This window comes from Ralstonia sp. 24A2 (assembly GCF_051783885.1).
Lineage (GTDB): Bacteria > Pseudomonadota > Gammaproteobacteria > Burkholderiales > Burkholderiaceae > Ralstonia.
Window position 1 is genome coordinate 1,717,339 of sequence record NZ_JBPVZD010000002.1, and the last position, 18,123, is coordinate 1,735,461.

The following is an 18,123-nucleotide window of genomic DNA, read 5'->3' on the forward strand; positions in this document are numbered from 1 at the left end:
TATGATGCGCCCGTGTCAGTCTAGATCGGTGCAGCAAAAAAGCGGCCGAAGCCGCTTTTCTTTTTGCAATTGCCCGCTGGGCGTGGCGCTTACAGCACGTCGGCGATGGCGTTGACCACGGCGTCGATGTTGTGGGTGTTCAACGCAGCCACGCAGATGCGGCCGGTCGAAACCGCGTAGATACCATGCTCGTTGCGCAGGCGATCCACCTGGGCCGAGGTCAGGCCCGAGTACGAGAACATGCCGCGCTGTGCCTTCACGAACGAGAAGTCGGTCTTCACGCCCTTGGCGGCCAGCTTGTCGACCAGCGCATTGCGCATCGACTTGATGCGGTCGCGCATTTCGCCCAGTTCCTGTTCCCACATCGCGCGCAGCTCGGGGCTGTTCAGCACCGTGGCGACCACCGTGCCGCCGTGCGTCGGCGGGTTGGAGTAGTTGGTGCGGATCACGCGCTTGACTTGCGACAGCACGCGGGCGGCTTCGTCCTTGCTGGTCGTCACGATCGACAGGGCGCCGACGCGCTCGCCGTACAGCGAGAACGACTTCGAGAACGAGCTCGACACGAAGAAGGGCAGGCCCGATTCCGCAAACAGTTGCACGGCCAGGCCGTCTTGCTGGATGCCGTCGGCAAAGCCCTGGTAAGCCATGTCGAGGAACGGGATCAGGTTCTTTGCCTTGATGACTTCCACGACCTGCTTCCACTGGTCGGCGGTCATGTCGACGCCGGTCGGGTTGTGGCAGCAAGCGTGCAGCACGATGATGGTGTTCGCTGCGTAGCTGTTCAGCGAATCCAGCAGACCAGCGAAGTTCAGGCCGTGCGACGGAGCATCGTAGTACGCGTAGTTGACGACTTCGAAGCCAGCCGATTCGAACAGCGCGCGGTGGTTTTCCCAGCTCGGGTCGGAAATGGCGACCTTGGCGTTCGGGTACAGGCGCTTGAGGAAGTCGGCGCCGATCTTCAGTGCTCCAGTGCCGCCCAGGGCCTGAGCGGTCACCACACGGCCTTCGGCGATCAGTGCGGAATCTGCGCCGAACAGCAGCTTTTGCACGGCTTGGTCGTAAGCGGCAATGCCTTCGATCGGCAGATAGCCGCGCGGGGCGACGGTCGCCAGGCGGGCCTTTTCGGCTTCCTGCACGGCGCGCAGCACCGGAATTTTCCCTTCGTCGGTGAAGTACACGCCCACGCCCAGATTCACTTTGGTGCTGCGGGTATCGGCGTTGAAAGCTTCATTCAGGCCCAGGATGGGGTCGCGCGGGGCCAGTTCGACGGCGGAGAAAAGCGACATGAGATGTGTCTCGATCGGTTGGTTCGGAATTCGGTGGAGTGCTGCAGGCGGTGCGCCGCAAGCGGTCGACAGGGCTGCCGACGCCGAATGCGTGAAGCGGGCACAAGGCCGAATTGTACCGAATACACGCTCTAATCGCCCGAAAAATCCTTGCAGAACAGGGGCCGAAAGCGGTTGAGCGGCCACTACAGATGGGCCCGACCGGCCGCTTAAACGATTGCAGGGGCGGCGCGCTACACTAGACGATTGGTTGCAATTGCCGCTGCCGCCCTGATCTGTTGGGGGCGTGCGAGTCACTTTGTCGACTTCCTGCGCTGCCATCCCACCCGCCGCCATGACTGATCTGAGCCAAGTTCCTAGCCCGCACGACGAGTCGAAGTTCGTCACCTTCGAGGGCTCGCCGTTCCAGCTGTACCAGCCGTATCCGCCGGCCGGCGACCAGCCCGAGGCGATCCGCCAGCTCGTCGAGAACGTCGAGGACGGCCTGTCGTACCAGACCCTGCTGGGCGTGACGGGTTCGGGCAAGACGTACACCATGGCCAACGTGATCGCCCGCGTGGGGCGTCCGGCCATCGTGTTTGCGCCCAACAAGACGCTGGCGGCGCAGTTGTATTCGGAGTTCCGCGAGTTCTTTCCGCGCAACGCGGTCGAGTACTTCGTTTCCTACTACGACTACTACCAGCCTGAAGCCTACGTGCCGCAGCGCGATCTCTTCATCGAGAAGGATTCGTCGATCAACGAGCACATCGAGCAGATGCGCTTGTCGGCCACTAAGAGCCTGCTGGAGCGACGCGACGTGGTGATCGTGGCGACCGTGTCCGCCATTTACGGTATCGGCAACCCGACCGAGTACCACCAGATGATCCTGACGCTGCGCGCGGGCGACAAGATCAGCCAGCGCGACGTGATCGCGCGCCTGATCGCCATGCAATACACGCGCAACGAGACGGACTTCCAGCGCGGCACCTTCCGTGTGCGCGGCGACACAGTCGATATCTTCCCCGCCGAGCATGCTGAGATGGCTGTGCGCCTGGAGCTGTTTGACGACGAGGTGGAATCGCTGCAACTGTTCGACCCGCTGACCGGGCGCGTGCGGCAGAAGATTCCGCGCTTCACGGTGTACCCGTCGAGCCACTACGTGACGCCGCGCGAGACCGTGCTGCGTGCCATCGAGACCATCAAGGCAGAACTGCGCGAGCGGCTCGATTTCTTCTACAAGGAAAACAAGCTGGTGGAAGCGCAGCGCCTGGAGCAGCGCACGCGCTTTGACCTGGAGATGCTGCAGGAGCTGGGCTTCTGCAAGGGCATCGAGAACTACTCGCGGCATTTGTCCGGCTCCGCGCCGGGTGAACCGCCGCCGACGCTGGTCGACTACCTCCCGCAAGACGCGCTGATGTTCCTGGATGAATCGCACGTGCTGATCGGCCAGCTCAACGGCATGTACAACGGCGACCGCGCGCGCAAGGAAACGCTGGCCGAGTTTGGCTTCCGGCTGCCCTCTGCGCTGGACAACCGGCCGCTCAAGTTTGCCGAGTTCCAGACCAAGATGCGGCAGGTCACGTTCGTCTCGGCCACGCCGGGTGATTATGAAAAGGGACTTGTCAGCGGCACCGAGGTGGTGGAGCAGGTGGTGCGCCCGACGGGCCTTGTCGACCCGGTCATTCACGTGCGGCCGGCGACCACACAGGTCGACGACCTGCTTTCGGAAATCCATCTGCGTGTCGAAGCCGGCGAGCGCGTACTGGTCACCACGCTGACCAAGCGCATGGCCGAGCAGTTGACCGAGTTCTTGTCGGAAAACGGCGTCAAGGTCCGCTACCTGCACTCGGACATCGATACGGTGGAACGCGTGGAGATCATCCGCGATCTGCGCCTGGGCACGTTCGATGTGCTGGTCGGGATCAACCTGTTGCGCGAGGGTTTGGATATTCCGGAAGTGTCACTGGTGGCGATTCTGGATGCGGACAAGGAAGGTTTCCTCCGCGCCGAACGCTCGCTCATTCAGACCATCGGTCGCGCGGCGCGGAATGTGAACGGCACCGCCATCCTCTACGCCGACCGCATCACCGAATCGATGAAGAAGGCCATTGGCGAAACCGAACGCCGCCGTGCCAAGCAGATCGCCCACAACGAGGCCCACGGCATCACGCCGCGCGGGGTGGTCAAGCGCATCAAGGACATCATTGACGGCGTGTACAACGTCGACGATGCGCGCGCCGAGCTCAAGGCCGCGCAAGAGGCCGCCAAGTACGAAGACATGAGCGAGAAGCAGGCGTCCAAGGAAATCAAGCGCCTGGAGAAGCAGATGCTCGATCACGCCAAGAACCTCGAATTCGAAAAGGCGGCATCGGTGCGCGACCAGCTTGCCAAGCTCAAATCGCAGCTCTTCGGGGCCAGCGGCGAAGACCATATCGTTCCGGTCGCCTGAACCTCTCAGGCGGTTGATGCGTCGGACATGCACCGCAGCCTCGCCCGAGGCTGGCGGCGGGGGAGTCATGACACAATTGCGGACACATTTTCAGGCGCTGCGCGTCGCCTGATCGCTGCATCCATACGTTAAGCAGAAGAATCGGCCCGGGGGCGAGGCCGAGCCAGGCGTGTCCGCCAACTAGGGAGTTCGATGTTCAAGTTTTTGCTCAATCCGTGGCGCAAATGGCGCGCTTCCCGGCATGCCAGCCATCAGCTCGACGCCATCCTGGCGCAGTTCACGCCCACGCGCAGCCTGGCCGAACGCAATGAATGGCTGATCGAGCTGGCCTATTGGCTGCGTCGTGCGGACCGGCCTACAGGCGCCACGTCCGAATCGTGGCGTTACGCACGCCTGCGCTACTTGCTGCAGGTGCTGGAAAACAACCCTGAACTGGCCGAGCGCGTCGGGCAGACGTTGCGCGCCATCGTGCAGGACAACGATCCGGTATCGCTGCTGTGCGATACGGGCTTGTCGTCGCGCTCTGGTTTCTGGGGCGAGCTGGTCGACCGCTGGCAGGCGCGCTGGTTGCCGCCTGCGCCCAATCAGCCGCAATTGGCGACGTTGTTTGCACTCCTGTTCGTCGGCCCGACCGATGCACAGTGGGTAGACGGTCTGGACGATGAACTGGTCACGCGTCTGCACACGCTGTTCCGTGCCGGCCTGAGCGACGAGGATGAAGCCGCTGGGCAAACGCGGCTGGAGCGCAGTCTGGGCATTGGCATCCAGATCCTGATTAGCCAGGTGCGTGCGGCGGGCCTGTCGCGCGGCATCCGCCTGCGCATGGAGCATCCGGAAGTCACCGATTCGCCGTTCTACCGGCTGGCGGATGCGGCCAACGCCATCTTCCTCGAACGCCCGGACGAGGCACTCGCTACGCCGGAGCGTTTTCCGCAGCAGCTCAACTACTTCCGCGCGGTGCTGGACCAGTGCCGTACCGCCACTGCCAGCGTCTACCAGCATCTGGACGAGAACGGCGTTTCCGTCGAGGTGGTGTTCCAGGTCGAGCGCATGAAGGCGTGGCTCGGACGCATCGACCTGCTGCTGACGGCCTGGGCTGACGCAAAGGCCTCGCGCCGCTTCGTGCATTTGACGGCTGAGCTGGTATCTGCCAGCCAGCATCGCCGCAGCGTCGGTTACCTGATCCGCTCCACCTTTGCCGATCTGGCGCGCAAGGTGGTCGAGCGCTCGGCTGAAAGTGGCGAGCACTACATCACTCGTGACGGCAAGGAATACGGCGCGATGGTGAAGGCGGCAGCCGGTGGTGGTGTCATTACGGCGGCCACGGTGTATGTCAAGTTCTTCATCGCGGGCGCGCACTTGTCACGATTCACCGAGGGCTTGTTTGCGTCGATCAACTACGCGGTGAGCTTTCTCGGTATCCACTTTGCGCACTTCACGCTGGCGACCAAGCAGCCGGCCATGACGGCGCCTGCACTGGCGCACCGGCTGGACCAGGTGAGCCGCCCGGAAGGGCTGGACCGCTTTGTGGACGACACAGTGGCCATGATCCGCACCAACGCAGCGGCCATCGTCGGCAACCTCGTGGCGGTGGCGCCGGTGGCGTTTCTGGTGCAGTGGGCGGCGGGGCGATTGTTTCATGCGAACCTGATCTCGCCGGCCAAGGCGGTGGCGACCATCGATTCGTTCTCGATCCTCGGCCCAACGCCGCTGTACGCAATCTTCACGGGCGTGCTGCTGTGGGCCTCAAGCCTAGCAGCGGGCTGGGCCGACAACTGGTTTGCATTGCATCGCGTGGGCGACGTGATTGCTTACCACCGGCGCCTGCGCTTCATGGTGGGCGAGCACGGTGCGCATCGCATTGCCGGGTTCTGGAAACGCAACCTCTCGGGCGTTGTCGCCAACGTGTCGCTGGGCTTCATGCTGGGGCTGGGGCCGGAAATCGTGTCGTTCTTCGGGCCGCATATGGAGGTGCGCCACGTCACGCTGTCGACGGGTGCTGTGGCAACGGCCGTGGGCGTGCTGGGGCCGGGCGTGATGAACACAGCCCCGTTCTGGCTCGCTGTTGCTGGTATCGCGCTGATGGGCGTGCTCAATGTGATGGTGTCGTTTGCGCTGGCGTTCAACATGGCCATGCGCTCGCGCAACCTGCGCGGGCTCGATCGCAAGCGCATCACCGGTGCGGTGTGGCGGCGCATTTTTCGCGATCCGCTGTGCCTACTGGTGCCTCGTGCCCCGACCGCGGCCACGCCGCCGGGTACTAGCACGCCGGCTTAATGCGCGTGTGTGGCGAGCACACCCAGCTCGCTGCGGAAAGGGATGGACGGTTGCGCGCCCAGCCGCGTGACCGACACGGCTGCCGCCGCCTGGCCAAACGCGATGGCCGCATCCGGCGCAGCGCCCTCGGCCAACGCGGCCGCCAGTGCGCCGACAAACGTGTCGCCGGCCGCCGTGGTGTCGACAGCCTGCGCAACTGGCGCCGGCATCAACAGACGCGTGGTGGCATCCACATAGGCAACGCCATGCGCGCCCAGCGTGACCATCACGTGCCGCGCGCCTTGTGCGTGCAGGTCAGCCGCTGCATCCAGCGCGGATTCGGGGGAATCGACGGCGCGTGCAGTCAGCAGCGCCGCTTCGGTTTCATTCGGGATCAGGTAATCGCATGCCGCCAGCCAGGGGGTCGGCAGCGGGCCGATGGCGGGCGCCGGGTTCAGGATGACGGTCTTGCCCAGCCGTGCCCCAAGCTTGAGCGCGCACTCCACTGCATCCGGCGGTGATTCCAACTGGCAGACGATCACGCGGGCGCGCTCGAACGCTGCGCGTTGCGCCTCGATCATGGCCGGCGTGAGCAACTGGTTGGCGCCCGCTACGATCACGATTGTGTTCTGTCCGCTGTCGGCAACCGTCACGCAGGCGATGCCGGTGGCCTCACCTGCATGCACCGACACCATCGACGTCTCCACCCCTTCGCGCCGCAGGCCGTCGCGCAGGGCCGTGCCGTAGGCGTCGTCACCCACGCAGCCGAGCATGGCGACCTTGGCCCCCAGGCGCGCTGCAGCCACAGCCTGGTTGGCACCCTTGCCGCCCGGAATTGTCTCCAAAGCGGGCGCCGCAACCGTTTGCCCAGGGCGGGGCAAACGCGGCGTGCGGATCACGAGATCCATGTTGAGGCTGCCGACGATCAGCACGTCGGCAGCCGCGTGGGCAGAAGAGGCGGAAGGGCGCTTGGCCACCATGGCGGACTACGTTGAGAGAGTGAGGGGGGCGCTCAAGCGGCGCGGGCGGGGCGAGCCGGCTCTGCGGTCGACTCGCGCAGCGACAGGCGCGGGGGCAGCACGATGCGGCGCGCACGCGGCTCCTCCGCGGGGTGGCGCATGGCAGCATCGGTCAGGTGTTCGAGCAGCGTCTGCGCGGTGGTCTCGCCAAGCTGGCGGATCGACTGGCCGACGGTGGACAGCGCCGGATATACGTAGCGGCTCAGCTCGATGTCGTCAAAGCCGATCACGGAGAGCGCCTTCGGCACCGGGATGCCCAGTTCGGCCGCGGCACGCAGCGCGCCGATGCCCATCAGGTCATTGCTCGCAAAGATGGCGGTGGGCATTTCGCCCTCGGTCAGCAGTTGGCGCGCGGCGCGGTAGCCACCTGGGCTGGTGAAGTCGCCTTCGGCAATGCGGGCGGAGGCTTCCGGTACGCCGGCTTCGCGCAGTGCGCGGTGGAAGCCCGCCAGACGACCGGCCGTCACGCTCAGCTCCGATGGCCCGCTGATGCAGGCAATGCGCCGGTGGCCAAGCTCCAGCAGATGCTTGGTCGCCATGTAGGCGCCTTCTTCGTGATCGACCTGCACCTGGTCGGCCTGGATGCCTTCGGTCGGACGATCGACCATCACCACGGGCAGGGCGGATTCGCCCAGCGCTTCGATGAGCGCGTTGTCGGGCCCGGCGCTGCTGACGATGATGCCGTCCACGCGTTTCTCCATCAGCACGCGCAGGTAGTCGCGCTGTTTGCGCGGGTCGTCGTCGGAGTTGCAGAGGATCACGCTGTAGCCGGCAGCTGCGCAGACGTCTTCGATGCCGCGCGCCAGCTCTGCAAAGTACGGGTTGGTGGCGGTCGGTACCAGTACGCCAATGGTGCGCGTGGTCCGGTGCTTGAGCGAGCGTGCGACCGCGCTGGGCACATAGCGTGTGGCGCGAATGGCCTCTTCCACGCGCTTGCGCGTCTCCGAGTTCACCGGCCTGGTGTTGTTGATGACGTGTGAGACGGTGGTGAACGAAACTCCGGCCAATGCGGCCACGTCCTTGATGGTTGCCATGACGATCTCCTCTGTCTCTTAGTGGTGCGTGCTACGACCGGATTGGTTGCGGCGGCTGCGATAGGTATCCATGACCACGGCGGCAACGATGACCGCGCCCGTGATGATGCGTTTGGTGGGCTCTGAGGCGCCGATCTGTGCGAGGCCCGATTCGAGCACCGAGATGATCAGCACGCCGAACAGCGTGCGCGCGACCGAACCGCGCCCACCCATCAGGCTCGTACCGCCGATCACCACGGCCGCGATCACCTGCAATTCCATGCCGACACCCGCGTTGGGGTCGGCCGCTTCCAGCCGCGACACCTGGAACAGCGCGGCCAGGCCGGAGAGCAACCCCATCAGCGCGAACACCGCGATCTTGTAGGGGCGCGGGTTCACGCCCGCCAGCCGCACGGCCTCTTCATTGGTGCCGATGGCGACGAGGTAGCGCCCGAACACGGTGCGCACCAGCACGATCTGGCCGATCACCGTGACCGCAATCGCAATCAGGAACGATGGCGCGATGCCCAGCGCGATCGGGTTGGCCAACCAGTCGACTGCGCTGCCGATATAGGCGGTACGCGAATCGGTCAGGCTGTAGGCGAGGCCGCGCGCCATCTCCAGCACCCCCAGCGAGACGATGAATGACGGAATGCCCCAGTGCACCGTGACCGTGCCAGTCACCGCACCGGCTGCTGTCGCCACCAGCACGCCGGCCAGCGCGGCGGGCAGCACGCCCCAGCCAAGCTTGGTCATGGCGATCGACAGCACCGAGGCCGCCAGCGCCAGCACCGAGCCCACCGACAGATCGATGCCGCCGATCATCAGGATGAAGGTCATGCCTACCGCCATCACCAGCAGGTCGGGGATTTCGTTGGCAATGGTGGTGAAGGTGGGCAGCGAGAAGAACGTGGGCGACAGCGTGCCGAACAGCACGAGCATGGCGATCAGCGCGGCCAGTAGCCCACCGATGGCGCCCAGCGACATGCCCACCGCGGCACGTGATGCCGCTGGCGTGTTGTCGGTACCGGCCGGCGGCAGGGTGGAGTCAGAGCGCATCGGCAGTCTCCGGAGATGCGTTGGGGGCTGGCGGGTTGGATTCGCCCGACTCACCAAAAGCGGCGGCCAGCAGGGCATCCTGGCTCCAGCCGCCGCGCTGGAAGATATGTGTAAGACGACCGGCGCGCATGACGCCGATGCGGTCGCACAACTGCATCAGCTCGCGCAGATCGCTGGACACCACGATGAGCGCCTTGCCGCGTGCGGCCAGTGCATCGAGCAGGGCATAGATGTCGAACTTCGCACCCACGTCTACACCGCGTGTGGGCTCGTCGAACAGCAGCACCGGAGTGTCGCGCTCCAGCCAGCGGGCAATCGCCACTTTTTGTTGGTTGCCGCCAGAGAGTTCGCCCACCGGCTGCTCCGGCCCGGCGCAGCGGATGCGCAGCGCGCCGATGTGCCGTTCTGCCAGGGCGCGTTCACGCGCAGGCTGTAGCCAGCCTCGCTTGGTCACACCCGGCATGTTGCCCAGCGCGATGTTGGTGGCGATGGGCAAGCCCAGCATCAGCCCCTCATCCTTGCGATCTTCGGTGAGCAGGCTGATGCCTTGGCGCACCGCGTCGCCGGGTGAGTGGATGCGCACCGTTTTGAGCGGCGAGCCCACTTCGATGGTGCCGGCATCTGCACGGTCCGCACCAAAGATCAGGCGCAGCAATTCCGTGCGTCCCGCACCCACCAGGCCGGCAATGCCAAAGATCTCACCGGGTGCCACCGCGAACGACACATCGCGTACGGCGGGCGTACGTGTGAGATCGGTTACGCGCAGGGCAGGGGAACCATCGCCCGGCCAAGGTGCGCGTGCGGTGCGTTCACCTTTGGCCGACGCGGTGACGTCACGCCCAACCATCGCCTGAATCAGCGCGTCCTGTGTGACGGTGGCGGCGGGTGCATCGGTGATGAGCTTGCCGTCACGCAGCACGACGATGCGGTCGGCGATGCGCGCCAACTCATCAAGCCGGTGTGAGATGTAGAGGATCGCTACGCCCTCGCGGCGCAGCGCGTCGATGCGCGCGAACAGTGTCGCGCTTTCGTGCGCGCTCAGCATGGCAGTCGGCTCATCGAGGATCAGCATGCGGCAGGCGCTGGCCAGCGCACGGGCGATCTCGATCATCTGCCGGTGGCCGATGCCGAGCGTGCTCACGGGTGTCCACGGATCGAGGTCCAGGCCGACGCGCGCGAGCGCTTGCTCAGCCTGACGGCGCAGCGTGGGACGGTCGACAAAACCCAGCCGGCGCGGCAGTTGGCCGAGAAACAGGTTCTCGGCCACCGTCAGCGTGGGCACCATGCTCAGTTCCTGCAGCACCATGCGCACGCCCAGTGCCTCCGCCGCACTGCGCGAGGCTGGTGCGTATACCGTGCCCACGAGCGTCATCGAACCGGACGTCGCCGTCTCCAGCCCGCAGAGGATCTTGGAGAGCGTGCTCTTGCCCGCGCCGTTCTCGCCCGTCAACGCAAGCACCTCACCCGCGTGCACGTCAAGATCGATCTCGCGCAGCACGGGGGCGGCGTAGTGCTTGCTGATGGCGGACGCGCGCAGCAGCGGCAGGCGTGGTTCGTAGGCGGCAGACATGGCTGGCGGCGGCTTGCCTTGTCGATTGAGTTACGTGCGCGTGACGAGGTTGACCGGCGTTTCGACCACGCCCGACAACTTCGCCTGCGGCGTCTTGGCGGCGAGAGCTTTCAATGCGGTCTCGATGCCATACACCGCTTGCTGGTCGGCATGCTGGTCTGCCGTGGCGACCACGCGCCCATCGGCCAGCATGGCCTTGATGGCGTCGATGTTGTCGTAGCCGCCAATCAGCACCTTGCCCAGCTTGCCCGCGGCACGCACGGCCGATACAGCGCCAATCGCCATGTTGTCGTTGCCGCACAGCAGGGCCTTGAGATCAGGCTGCGCGCGCAGCATGGCGGCGGCTACCTTGTTGCCCTTGTCGATTTCCCACTCGCCCGATTGCACGCTGGTGACCTTCAGCTTGGCGGCCTCGGCGGCTTCCTTGAAGCCGGCCGTGCGCTGCTGGGCGTTGGTGGTGGTCGGAATGCCTTCGATGATGCCCACCTCGTCGCCCGGCTTGAGTCCCTTGGCGACAAAGTCACCCACCAGGCGCGCACCCTTGCGGTTGTCCGGGCCCACGAAGGGCACGTTCAAGCCCTTTTCCTTGAGTGCGGCCGGGTCCAGCCGGTTGTCGATGTTGATGACGAGGATGCCCGCGTCCACCGCCTTCTTGACCACCGGCACCATCGCCTTGGAATCGGCCGGTGCCAGCACCAGCGCATCCACGCGCGCGACGATCATCTGCTCGACCAGGCGGATCTGGCCGCCTGTATCGGTTTCGTCGCGGATACCGTTGGTCAGCAGGGTGTATTCCGAGGCGTGCTCCTTCTGGTGCTTGCGCGCGCCGTTCTCCATGGTCAGGAAGAACTCGTTGGCCAGCGACTTCATCACCAGTGCCACCTTGGGTGGCTGGTTAGCCGCACGTGCCAGCGAAAAAGGCAGGGGCAGAGCAAGGGCTACAGCGGAGCCCGCGCCAATTTGCAGGGCGCGGCGACGACGGATATCCATGGTGTCTCCTCCAGGAAGGGGGGCTGTCTGGGGCTTGAGTGGAGGCGGTCGTCGTCGCCCGAAGAATCGTAAGCCAATCTTAAGGGCAATCGCGCCGCGTCGTTCGCAAACGTTTGCGTATCTAACAGTCTCGGCGGGCACGTAACAAAAGTCAATGAATTTAGGTTTCCCGCTGCATAAGGAAAACCCGCAGTGGCAGCGCTTCGCGCATGGCGGTAGCAAGTTGCGGTGCAGGAGGGATGTGATGCCCCTACCCGACGTGGTTGATTGTTTTAGTCCACAATACGGCCTGCCGCGCGGTTGCCCACCCAGGTGGGATCAGCAAATCCCCTTGCTGCGACGCGGAATCCCCCGACACCTTAGTTGACCGATTTTGTCGGGTTCCTTTATACTTGAGCAAAACGATCAGGTATTTCCCCGACACCATGAGATTGACCACCAAAGGCCGCTTTGCGGTCACCGCCATGATTGACTTGGCGCTGCGCCAAGAGCAGGGTCCGGTCACGCTGGCTGGCATCAGCCAGCGCCAGAAGATTTCGCTGTCGTACCTTGAGCAGCTGTTCGGTAAACTGCGCCGCCACGAGATCGTGGAAAGCGTGCGCGGCCCGGGCGGCGGCTACAGCCTGGCGCGCCGTGCCGACGATGTGACCGTTGCCGACATCATCATCGCCGTGGACGAGCCTCTCGATGCCACCCAGTGCGGCGGCAAGGGCAATTGCGGCGGCGAAGAGCACGCCGCCGGGCAGAGCGGCCGCTGTATGACGCACGACCTGTGGGCGACGCTCAACCAGAAGATGGTCGAGTATCTCGATTCGGTATCGCTGCAAAATCTGGTCGACCAGCAACGCGAACGCCAGCCCGAAGTGATTCAGGACATGCGTGATGCGCGCCCGGCCCGCCGCGAGCGTACGCCGGCTCGTGCCCGCAGCCTGGATACGCCCGCCACCACGTCGGTGGCCGCCGAGCCGGTCAAGCGCCCGCCGTTGGTCAATTCCGTTTTCAGCCTGGCGCAGTCGTGATTGCGCCAGCGTGAGGCCCGGCCGCCGAGCCAGTCCCACACATAGAACATCGCCCCCCACATCAGGCAGACAAGATATGAGCACCCTGCATCTTCCCATCTACATGGACTATTCCGCGACGACGCCGGTGGATCCGCGCGTGGTCGACAAGATGATCCCGTACCTGCGCGAGAGCTTTGGTAATCCGGCCTCGCGCAGCCACCCGTTTGGCTGGGAAGCTGAGAAGGCCGTCGAGACTGCGCGCGAGCAGGTTGCCGCACTGGTGAATGCCGACCCGCGCGAAATCGTGTGGACGTCGGGCGCCACCGAGTCCGACAACCTGGCGATCAAGGGTGCAGCCAACTTCTACAGCAGCAAGGGCAAGCACATCATCACCGTCAAGACCGAGCACAAGGCCGTGCTGGACACGACGCGTGAGTTGGAGCGCCAGGGCTTCGAAGTGACGTATCTGGACGTGAAGGACAACGGCCTGATCGATATCGAAGTCTTCAAGCAAACCATCCGCCCGGACACCATCCTCGCTTCGGTGATGATGGTGAACAACGAGATCGGCGTCATTCAGGACATCGAACAACTCGGCGAGATCTGCCGCGAGAAGGGCGTGATTTTCCACGTCGACGCGGCGCAGGCCACCGGCAAGGTCGAGATCGATCTGCAAAAGCTGAAGGTCGACCTGATGTCGTTCTCGGCACACAAGACGTATGGCCCGAAGGGCATCGGCGCACTGTACGTGCGCCGCAAGCCGCGTATCCGCATCGAAGCGCAGATGCACGGCGGTGGCCACGAGCGCGGCATGCGTTCGGGCACGCTGGCCACGCACCAGATTGTCGGCATGGGTGAAGCCTTCCGCATTGCCAAGGAAGAAATGGCGACCGAGAACGAGCGCATCCGCATGCTGCGTGATCGCCTGTACCGCGGCCTGAACACGATGGAAGAGGTGTACGTGAACGGCGACATGGACGCCCGTGTGCCGCACAACCTGAACATCAGCTTCAACTTTGTGGAAGGCGAGTCGCTGATCATGGCGATCAAGGACGTCGCCGTGTCGTCGGGCTCGGCTTGCACGTCGGCCTCGCTGGAGCCGTCGTATGTGCTGCGCGCCCTGGGCCGCAACGACGAACTGGCGCACAGCTCGATCCGCTTCACGGTGGGCCGCTTCACCACGGAAGAAGAAGTCGACTACGTGGTCGAACTGCTCAAGGGCAAGATCGGCAAGCTGCGCGACCTGTCTCCGCTGTGGGAGATGTACAAGGACGGCGTGGATCTGAACAGCATTCAATGGGCGGCGCACTAAGCGCGGCGTTTGAGAACAACGGCGCCCCCGCGCCAGCCAACGATTGAAAGAGGTGTGAAATGTCTTACAGCAACCAAGTTCTGGATCACTACGAAAACCCGCGCAACGTGGGCTCCTTCGAGAAGGGCGACGACACGGTCGGCACCGGCATGGTCGGCGCACCGGCTTGCGGCGACGTGATGAAGCTGCAGATCAAGGTGAACGAGCAGGGCGTGATTGAAGACGCCAAGTTCAAGACCTACGGCTGCGGCTCGGCCATCGCCTCGTCGTCGCTGGTGACGGAGTGGGTGAAGGGCAAGACGCTGGACCAAGCACTGGAGATCCGCAACACGCAGATCGCAGAAGAACTGGCCCTGCCGCCGGTGAAGATCCACTGCTCGATCCTGGCGGAAGACGCCATCAAGGCGGCCGTGGCCGACTACAAGGAAAAGCACGGCGCGGCCGAGCAGAAGGCTGCCTAAGTCGTACGGATTGGAAGGACGTCGCATGATCACCCTGACTGACAAAGCTGCGCAGCACGTCTCGCGCTATCTGACCCGCCGTGGCAAGGGCGTGGGCCTGCGCCTGGGCGTGAAGACCACGGGTTGCTCGGGCTTGGCGTACAAGCTCGAATACGCGGATGAGATTGCCGCAGAAGACCAGGTGTTCGAATCCAACGGCATCAAGGTGATCGTCGATCCGAAGAGCCTGCCGTACATCGACGGCACCGAGCTGGACTTCGCGCGTGAAGGGTTGAATGAGGGCTTCCGCTTCAACAACCCGAACGTGAAGGACGAGTGTGGCTGCGGCGAGTCGTTCCGCGTGTGAGCGGGCCGACTTGAAGCAAGCGATTGTTGGTTTCGAGCGGGACGAGGAAGGCCATTGGGTCGCCCGTCTCGCGTGCGGGCACGGGCAGCACATGCGCCACGATCCGCCCTGGCAGCAACGGCCCTGGACGGAAACCGAAGCAGGGCGCGCCAGCAAGATCGGCGTGGTGGTGGAATGCCTGAAGTGCGATCGGGGTGAACCGATCGAGTAAGCAACACCAAGGCGGCGCGGCCGCTTTTTTTATTCATGAACGTCAGCGACACGCATTTCTCCTTGTTCGGTCTGCCCGAGCACTTCGAGGTTAACGAAGACGCGTTGAACGCTGCGTACCGCACCGTGCAATCGCAGGCGCACCCCGATCGTTACGCGCATGCGGGCGACGCCGAACGCCGCGTCGCCATGCAATGGGCCACGCGCGCCAATGAGGCGTATCAGACACTGCGCGACCCGCTCAAGCGGGCCACGTATTTGCTGCACCTTCGCGGTATCGATGTGCAGGCGGAGAACAACACCGCCATGCCGCCCGCGTTCCTGATGCAGCAGATGGAATGGCGCGAATCGCTGGGCGACGCCAAGGCCGAGCGCGATGTCGATGCTCTGGACGCACTGCTCGGCATGCTGCGCAAGGAAAAGCGCGCGCGCTACGCTGCACTGGCGGGGCTGCTGAATGGCAATGATGGCGACGGCAACAGCGCCGCTGCCGCAGATGCCGTCCGCCAGTTGATGTTCATTGAAAAGATCGAGCGCGATACTGCCGAGGCCATCGACCGGCTGGACGACTGAGACACAGAATTTGCGACAATGGCGGGTTTGCCGAGGCCGGCATCCTGCGACTTCCGCGCAATCGAGACATCCCCATGGCTTTACTGCAGATTTCCGAACCCGGCGAATCGCCCGCACCGCACCAACGCCGTCTGGCGGTGGGCATCGACCTGGGCACGACCAACTCGCTGGTGGCCTCCGTGCGCAGCAGCGTGCCGGAAGTGTTGCCCGATGATCAAGGCCGCCCGCTGCTGCCCTCCGTGGTGCGCTATCTGCCCACCGGCGGCGCGCATATCGGCTACAAGGCGCAGGCCGAGGCCGTGCGCGACCCGAAGAACACCATCATCTCGGTCAAGCGCTTCATGGGCCGCGGCCTGAAGGACGTCGCCCACATCGAGAACACGCCGTACGACTTTGTCGACGCGCCTGGCATGGTGCAGTTGAAGACCGTGGCCGGCGTGAAGAGCCCGGTGGAAGTGTCGGCGGAGATTCTCGCCACGCTGCGCCAGCGCGCGGAAGATACGCTCGGCGACGAGTTGGTCGGCGCCGTGATTACCGTGCCGGCGTACTTTGATGATGCACAGCGCCAAGCCACCAAGGATGCCGCCAAGCTGGCCGGCCTGAGCGTGCTGCGCCTTCTGAACGAGCCGACGGCTGCGGCCATCGCCTACGGCCTGGACAACGCGGCCGAGGGCATCTACGCGGTCTACGACCTCGGCGGCGGCACGTTCGACATCTCGGTGCTCAAGCTCACCAAGGGCGTGTTCGAGGTGATGTCGACGGGCGGCGATTCCGCGCTCGGCGGCGACGATTTCGACCAGCGCATCGTCTGCTGGATCGTCGAGCAATCCGGCCTGCAGCCGCTGTCGGCCGAAGATACGCGCCTGCTGCTGAACAAGGCGCGCGCGGCCAAGGAATGGCTCTCTACTGCGGACAGCACCGAAGTTGACGCCGTGCTCTCCACCGGCGAGACCGTGCACCTCGTGCTGCCCGCCGAGACCTTCGCCGAACTGACCGCCAACCTCGTGCAGAAGACGCTGTCGCCGGCGCGCCGCGCGCTGCGCGATGCGGGCGTCACCGTGGAAGACGTGAAGGGCGTGGTGCTGGTGGGCGGCGCGACGCGCATGCCGATCATCCGCCGCGCCGTGGGCCAACTGTTTGGTCGTACCCCGCTGACGAATCTCGACCCGGATCAGGTGGTCGCCATCGGTGCGGCCATGCAGGCCAATCTGCTGGCCGGCAACCGCGCACCGGGCGAAGACTGGCTGCTGCTCGACGTGATCCCGCTGTCGCTGGGCGTCGAGACCATGGGAGGCTTGGTCGAGAAGATCATCCCGCGCAACAGCACGATTCCCGTGGCGCGTGCGCAGGAATTCACCACCTTCAAGGATGGCCAGACGGCCATGGCGATCCACGTGCTGCAGGGCGAGCGCGAACTGGTAAGCGACTGCCGCTCGCTGGCCCGCTTCGAGCTGCGTGGCATTCCGCCGATGGTGGCCGGCGCTGCACGCATCCGCGTGACGTATCAGGTGGATGCAGATGGCCTGCTGTCGGTATTCGCGCGCGAGACGGTATCCGGCGTGGAAGCGTCCATCACCGTGAAGCCGTCGTACGGCCTGGGTGATGACGATATCGCTCGCATGCTCCAAGAAGGTTTCCAGTCCGCTGAAGACGACATGCGCCGCCGCGCGCTGGCCGAAGAGCGCGTCGAAGGCGAGCGCCTGCTTGAGGCACTCTCGCATGCGCTGGAAGCCGACGGCGATCTGCTCTCGCTCGAAGAGCGCGCCGCTATCGATACCGAAATCGCTGCGCTGCGCGCGACCATGCAGGGCGAAGACCACCGCGCCATCAAGGAAGCCGTGGATACGCTCTCGCACGGCACCGACGAATTCGCCGCACGCCGTATGGACCGCGGCATCCGCAAGGCACTGGCCGGCAAACGTATCGAGGAGCTTGGCTGACCGATTCACCATCGGCCGCCGTGTTCCCAACCCTTTATTGAACGAGTTTCTTCATGCCACAAATCGTCATCCTTCCTCACGTCGAGTACTGCCCGGAAGGGGCCGTGATCGAAGCCAAGACCGGCACGACCATCTGTGATGCGCTGCTAGGCCACGACATCGAGATCGAGCATGCCTGCGAAAAGTCGTGTGCCTGCACCACCTGCCACGTGATCGTGCGCGAGGGCTTTGACTCGCTGGACGAGGCCACCGAGAAGGAAGAAGACCTGCTCGACAAGGCCTGGGGCCTGGAGCCGAACTCACGCCTGTCGTGCCAGGCCAAGGTGACGGACGAAGACCTCACCATCGAGATCCCGAAGTACACCATCAACCACGCCAAGGAAAACCACTGAGCCGCGCGGCTGACGGTGGAGAGGGAGCCTCATCATGAAATGGAATGACATCCAGCAGATCGCGGAAGCGCTGTATGACACCTACCCCGACGTCGACCCGACCAAGTTGAACTTTGTCGACCTGCACAACAAGGTCGTCGGTCTGGACGGCTTTGACGACGACCACAAGCGCGGCGGTGAGAAATTCCTGGAAGCGATCCAGCAGGCCTGGATCGACGAAGCGGAATAAGCGCGCAGCCCAAGCGTCCGTGCATAAAAAAACCGGCC

At 64.5% G+C, this 18,123-nt stretch carries 17 protein-coding genes; 11 read left to right on the plus strand and 6 right to left on the minus strand.

All coding sequences use genetic code 11. The features are described 5' to 3' along the window. Window positions 1-89: 89 nt before the first annotated feature. Complete coding sequence (locus ACS13N_RS12980; RefSeq protein WP_438932027.1) at window positions 90-1,286, minus strand: amino acid aminotransferase; 1,197 nt, start codon at window positions 1,284-1,286, stop codon at window positions 90-92. A 334-nt stretch (window positions 1,287-1,620) separates the two neighbouring features. Between ACS13N_RS12980 and uvrB the strand changes: the two genes are divergently transcribed. Then, window positions 1,621-3,714, plus strand: coding sequence for an excinuclease ABC subunit UvrB (gene uvrB / locus ACS13N_RS12985; RefSeq protein ID WP_438932028.1), 2,094 nt, complete (start codon window positions 1,621-1,623; stop codon window positions 3,712-3,714). Window positions 3,715-3,906: 192 nt separating this feature from the next. Next, the gene (locus tag ACS13N_RS12990) at window positions 3,907-5,991 is read left to right on the plus strand and encodes a site-specific recombinase (protein WP_438932029.1); all 2,085 of its coding nucleotides are present in this window, start codon (window positions 3,907-3,909) and stop codon (window positions 5,989-5,991) included. Here the strand turns inward: ACS13N_RS12990 and rbsK are convergent. From rbsK to ACS13N_RS13015, 5 genes are read right to left on the minus strand one after another with little or no spacing between them, the layout of a single operon-like run. Further along, the gene (gene rbsK / locus ACS13N_RS12995) at window positions 5,988-6,950 is read right to left on the minus strand and encodes a ribokinase (RefSeq protein ID WP_438932030.1); all 963 of its coding nucleotides are present in this window, start codon (window positions 6,948-6,950) and stop codon (window positions 5,988-5,990) included. The genes ACS13N_RS12990 and rbsK overlap by 4 nt on opposite strands. 32 nt (window positions 6,951-6,982) lie before the next feature. Further along, entirely contained in the window at window positions 6,983-8,023 is a 1,041-nt protein-coding gene (locus tag ACS13N_RS13000; protein ID WP_438932031.1) for a LacI family DNA-binding transcriptional regulator, read from the minus strand. Window positions 8,024-8,041: 18 nt separating this feature from the next. Beyond that, the gene (locus tag ACS13N_RS13005; protein ID WP_438932032.1) at window positions 8,042-9,061 is read right to left on the minus strand and encodes an ABC transporter permease; all 1,020 of its coding nucleotides are present in this window, start codon (window positions 9,059-9,061) and stop codon (window positions 8,042-8,044) included. Next, entirely contained in the window at window positions 9,051-10,631 is a 1,581-nt protein-coding gene (locus tag ACS13N_RS13010) for a sugar ABC transporter ATP-binding protein (protein WP_438932033.1), read from the minus strand. Before ACS13N_RS13010 ends, ACS13N_RS13005 begins: the two co-directional genes overlap by 11 nt. Window positions 10,632-10,661: 30 nt before the next feature. Further along, window positions 10,662-11,621, minus strand: coding sequence for a sugar ABC transporter substrate-binding protein (locus tag ACS13N_RS13015; RefSeq protein ID WP_438932034.1), 960 nt, complete (start codon window positions 11,619-11,621; stop codon window positions 10,662-10,664). A gap of 425 nt (window positions 11,622-12,046) precedes the next feature. On the opposite strand from ACS13N_RS13015, the gene iscR reads away from it, so the two are divergent. The 9 genes from iscR (at window position 12,047) to iscX (ending at window position 18,085) form a co-directional block, all read left to right on the plus strand. Beyond that, on the plus strand, window positions 12,047-12,640 hold the full coding sequence (gene iscR, locus ACS13N_RS13020; protein ID WP_438932035.1) for a Fe-S cluster assembly transcriptional regulator IscR: 594 nt from the start codon (window positions 12,047-12,049) through the stop codon (window positions 12,638-12,640). A 76-nt stretch (window positions 12,641-12,716) separates the two neighbouring features. Continuing rightward, a complete protein-coding gene (locus tag ACS13N_RS13025; protein ID WP_438932036.1) occupies window positions 12,717-13,934 on the plus strand; it encodes an IscS subfamily cysteine desulfurase in 1,218 nt (405 codons plus the stop codon). 59 nt (window positions 13,935-13,993) lie between these two features. Then, complete coding sequence (gene iscU / locus ACS13N_RS13030; RefSeq protein WP_021195404.1) at window positions 13,994-14,395, plus strand: Fe-S cluster assembly scaffold IscU; 402 nt, start codon at window positions 13,994-13,996, stop codon at window positions 14,393-14,395. A gap of 25 nt (window positions 14,396-14,420) precedes the next feature. Beyond that, window positions 14,421-14,741 (plus strand): iron-sulfur cluster assembly protein IscA, encoded by a 321-nt coding sequence (iscA, locus tag ACS13N_RS13035; protein WP_039596265.1) that lies wholly within the window; start codon window positions 14,421-14,423, stop codon window positions 14,739-14,741. A 10-nt stretch (window positions 14,742-14,751) separates the two neighbouring features. Then, window positions 14,752-14,952 carry a DUF3565 domain-containing protein gene (locus tag ACS13N_RS13040; RefSeq protein WP_316681892.1) on the plus strand — a complete coding sequence of 67 codons (201 nt, stop codon included), beginning with the start codon at window positions 14,752-14,754 and terminating at the stop codon, window positions 14,950-14,952. A 35-nt stretch (window positions 14,953-14,987) separates the two neighbouring features. Then, entirely contained in the window at window positions 14,988-15,524 is a 537-nt protein-coding gene (gene hscB / locus ACS13N_RS13045; protein ID WP_438932037.1) for a Fe-S protein assembly co-chaperone HscB, read from the plus strand. A gap of 74 nt (window positions 15,525-15,598) precedes the next feature. Further along, window positions 15,599-17,464: a Fe-S protein assembly chaperone HscA gene (gene hscA, locus ACS13N_RS13050; RefSeq protein ID WP_438932038.1), complete on the plus strand. Its 1,866-nt coding sequence runs from the start codon at window positions 15,599-15,601 to the stop codon at window positions 17,462-17,464. Window positions 17,465-17,517: 53 nt separating this feature from the next. Continuing rightward, window positions 17,518-17,856 (plus strand): ISC system 2Fe-2S type ferredoxin, encoded by a 339-nt coding sequence (gene fdx, locus ACS13N_RS13055; RefSeq protein ID WP_438932039.1) that lies wholly within the window; start codon window positions 17,518-17,520, stop codon window positions 17,854-17,856. Window positions 17,857-17,890: 34 nt separating this feature from the next. Next, the gene (gene iscX, locus ACS13N_RS13060; protein WP_199031835.1) at window positions 17,891-18,085 is read left to right on the plus strand and encodes a Fe-S cluster assembly protein IscX; all 195 of its coding nucleotides are present in this window, start codon (window positions 17,891-17,893) and stop codon (window positions 18,083-18,085) included. Window positions 18,086-18,123: the final 38 nt, after the last annotated feature.

Coding starts and splice junctions, on each gene's coding strand:
- uvrB (WP_438932028.1), top strand. CDS start 1,621: ATGACTGATCTGAGCCAAGTTCCTAGCCCGCACGACGAGTCGAAGTTC.
- ACS13N_RS13015 (WP_438932034.1), bottom strand. CDS start 11,621: ATGGATATCCGTCGTCGCCGCGCCCTGCAAATTGGCGCGGGCTCCGCT.
- ACS13N_RS13005 (WP_438932032.1), bottom strand. CDS start 9,061: ATGCGCTCTGACTCCACCCTGCCGCCGGCCGGTACCGACAACACGCCA.
- iscX (WP_199031835.1), top strand. CDS start 17,891: ATGAAATGGAATGACATCCAGCAGATCGCGGAAGCGCTGTATGACACC.
- ACS13N_RS13025 (WP_438932036.1), top strand. CDS start 12,717: ATGAGCACCCTGCATCTTCCCATCTACATGGACTATTCCGCGACGACG.
- hscA (WP_438932038.1), top strand. CDS start 15,599: ATGGCTTTACTGCAGATTTCCGAACCCGGCGAATCGCCCGCACCGCAC.
- rbsK (WP_438932030.1), bottom strand. CDS start 6,950: ATGGTGGCCAAGCGCCCTTCCGCCTCTTCTGCCCACGCGGCTGCCGAC.
- iscA (WP_039596265.1), top strand. CDS start 14,421: ATGATCACCCTGACTGACAAAGCTGCGCAGCACGTCTCGCGCTATCTG.
- ACS13N_RS12980 (WP_438932027.1), bottom strand. CDS start 1,286: ATGTCGCTTTTCTCCGCCGTCGAACTGGCCCCGCGCGACCCCATCCTG.
- iscU (WP_021195404.1), top strand. CDS start 13,994: ATGTCTTACAGCAACCAAGTTCTGGATCACTACGAAAACCCGCGCAAC.
- fdx (WP_438932039.1), top strand. CDS start 17,518: ATGCCACAAATCGTCATCCTTCCTCACGTCGAGTACTGCCCGGAAGGG.
- ACS13N_RS13010 (WP_438932033.1), bottom strand. CDS start 10,631: ATGTCTGCCGCCTACGAACCACGCCTGCCGCTGCTGCGCGCGTCCGCC.
- ACS13N_RS12990 (WP_438932029.1), top strand. CDS start 3,907: ATGTTCAAGTTTTTGCTCAATCCGTGGCGCAAATGGCGCGCTTCCCGG.
- hscB (WP_438932037.1), top strand. CDS start 14,988: ATGAACGTCAGCGACACGCATTTCTCCTTGTTCGGTCTGCCCGAGCAC.
- iscR (WP_438932035.1), top strand. CDS start 12,047: ATGAGATTGACCACCAAAGGCCGCTTTGCGGTCACCGCCATGATTGAC.
- ACS13N_RS13000 (WP_438932031.1), bottom strand. CDS start 8,023: ATGGCAACCATCAAGGACGTGGCCGCATTGGCCGGAGTTTCGTTCACC.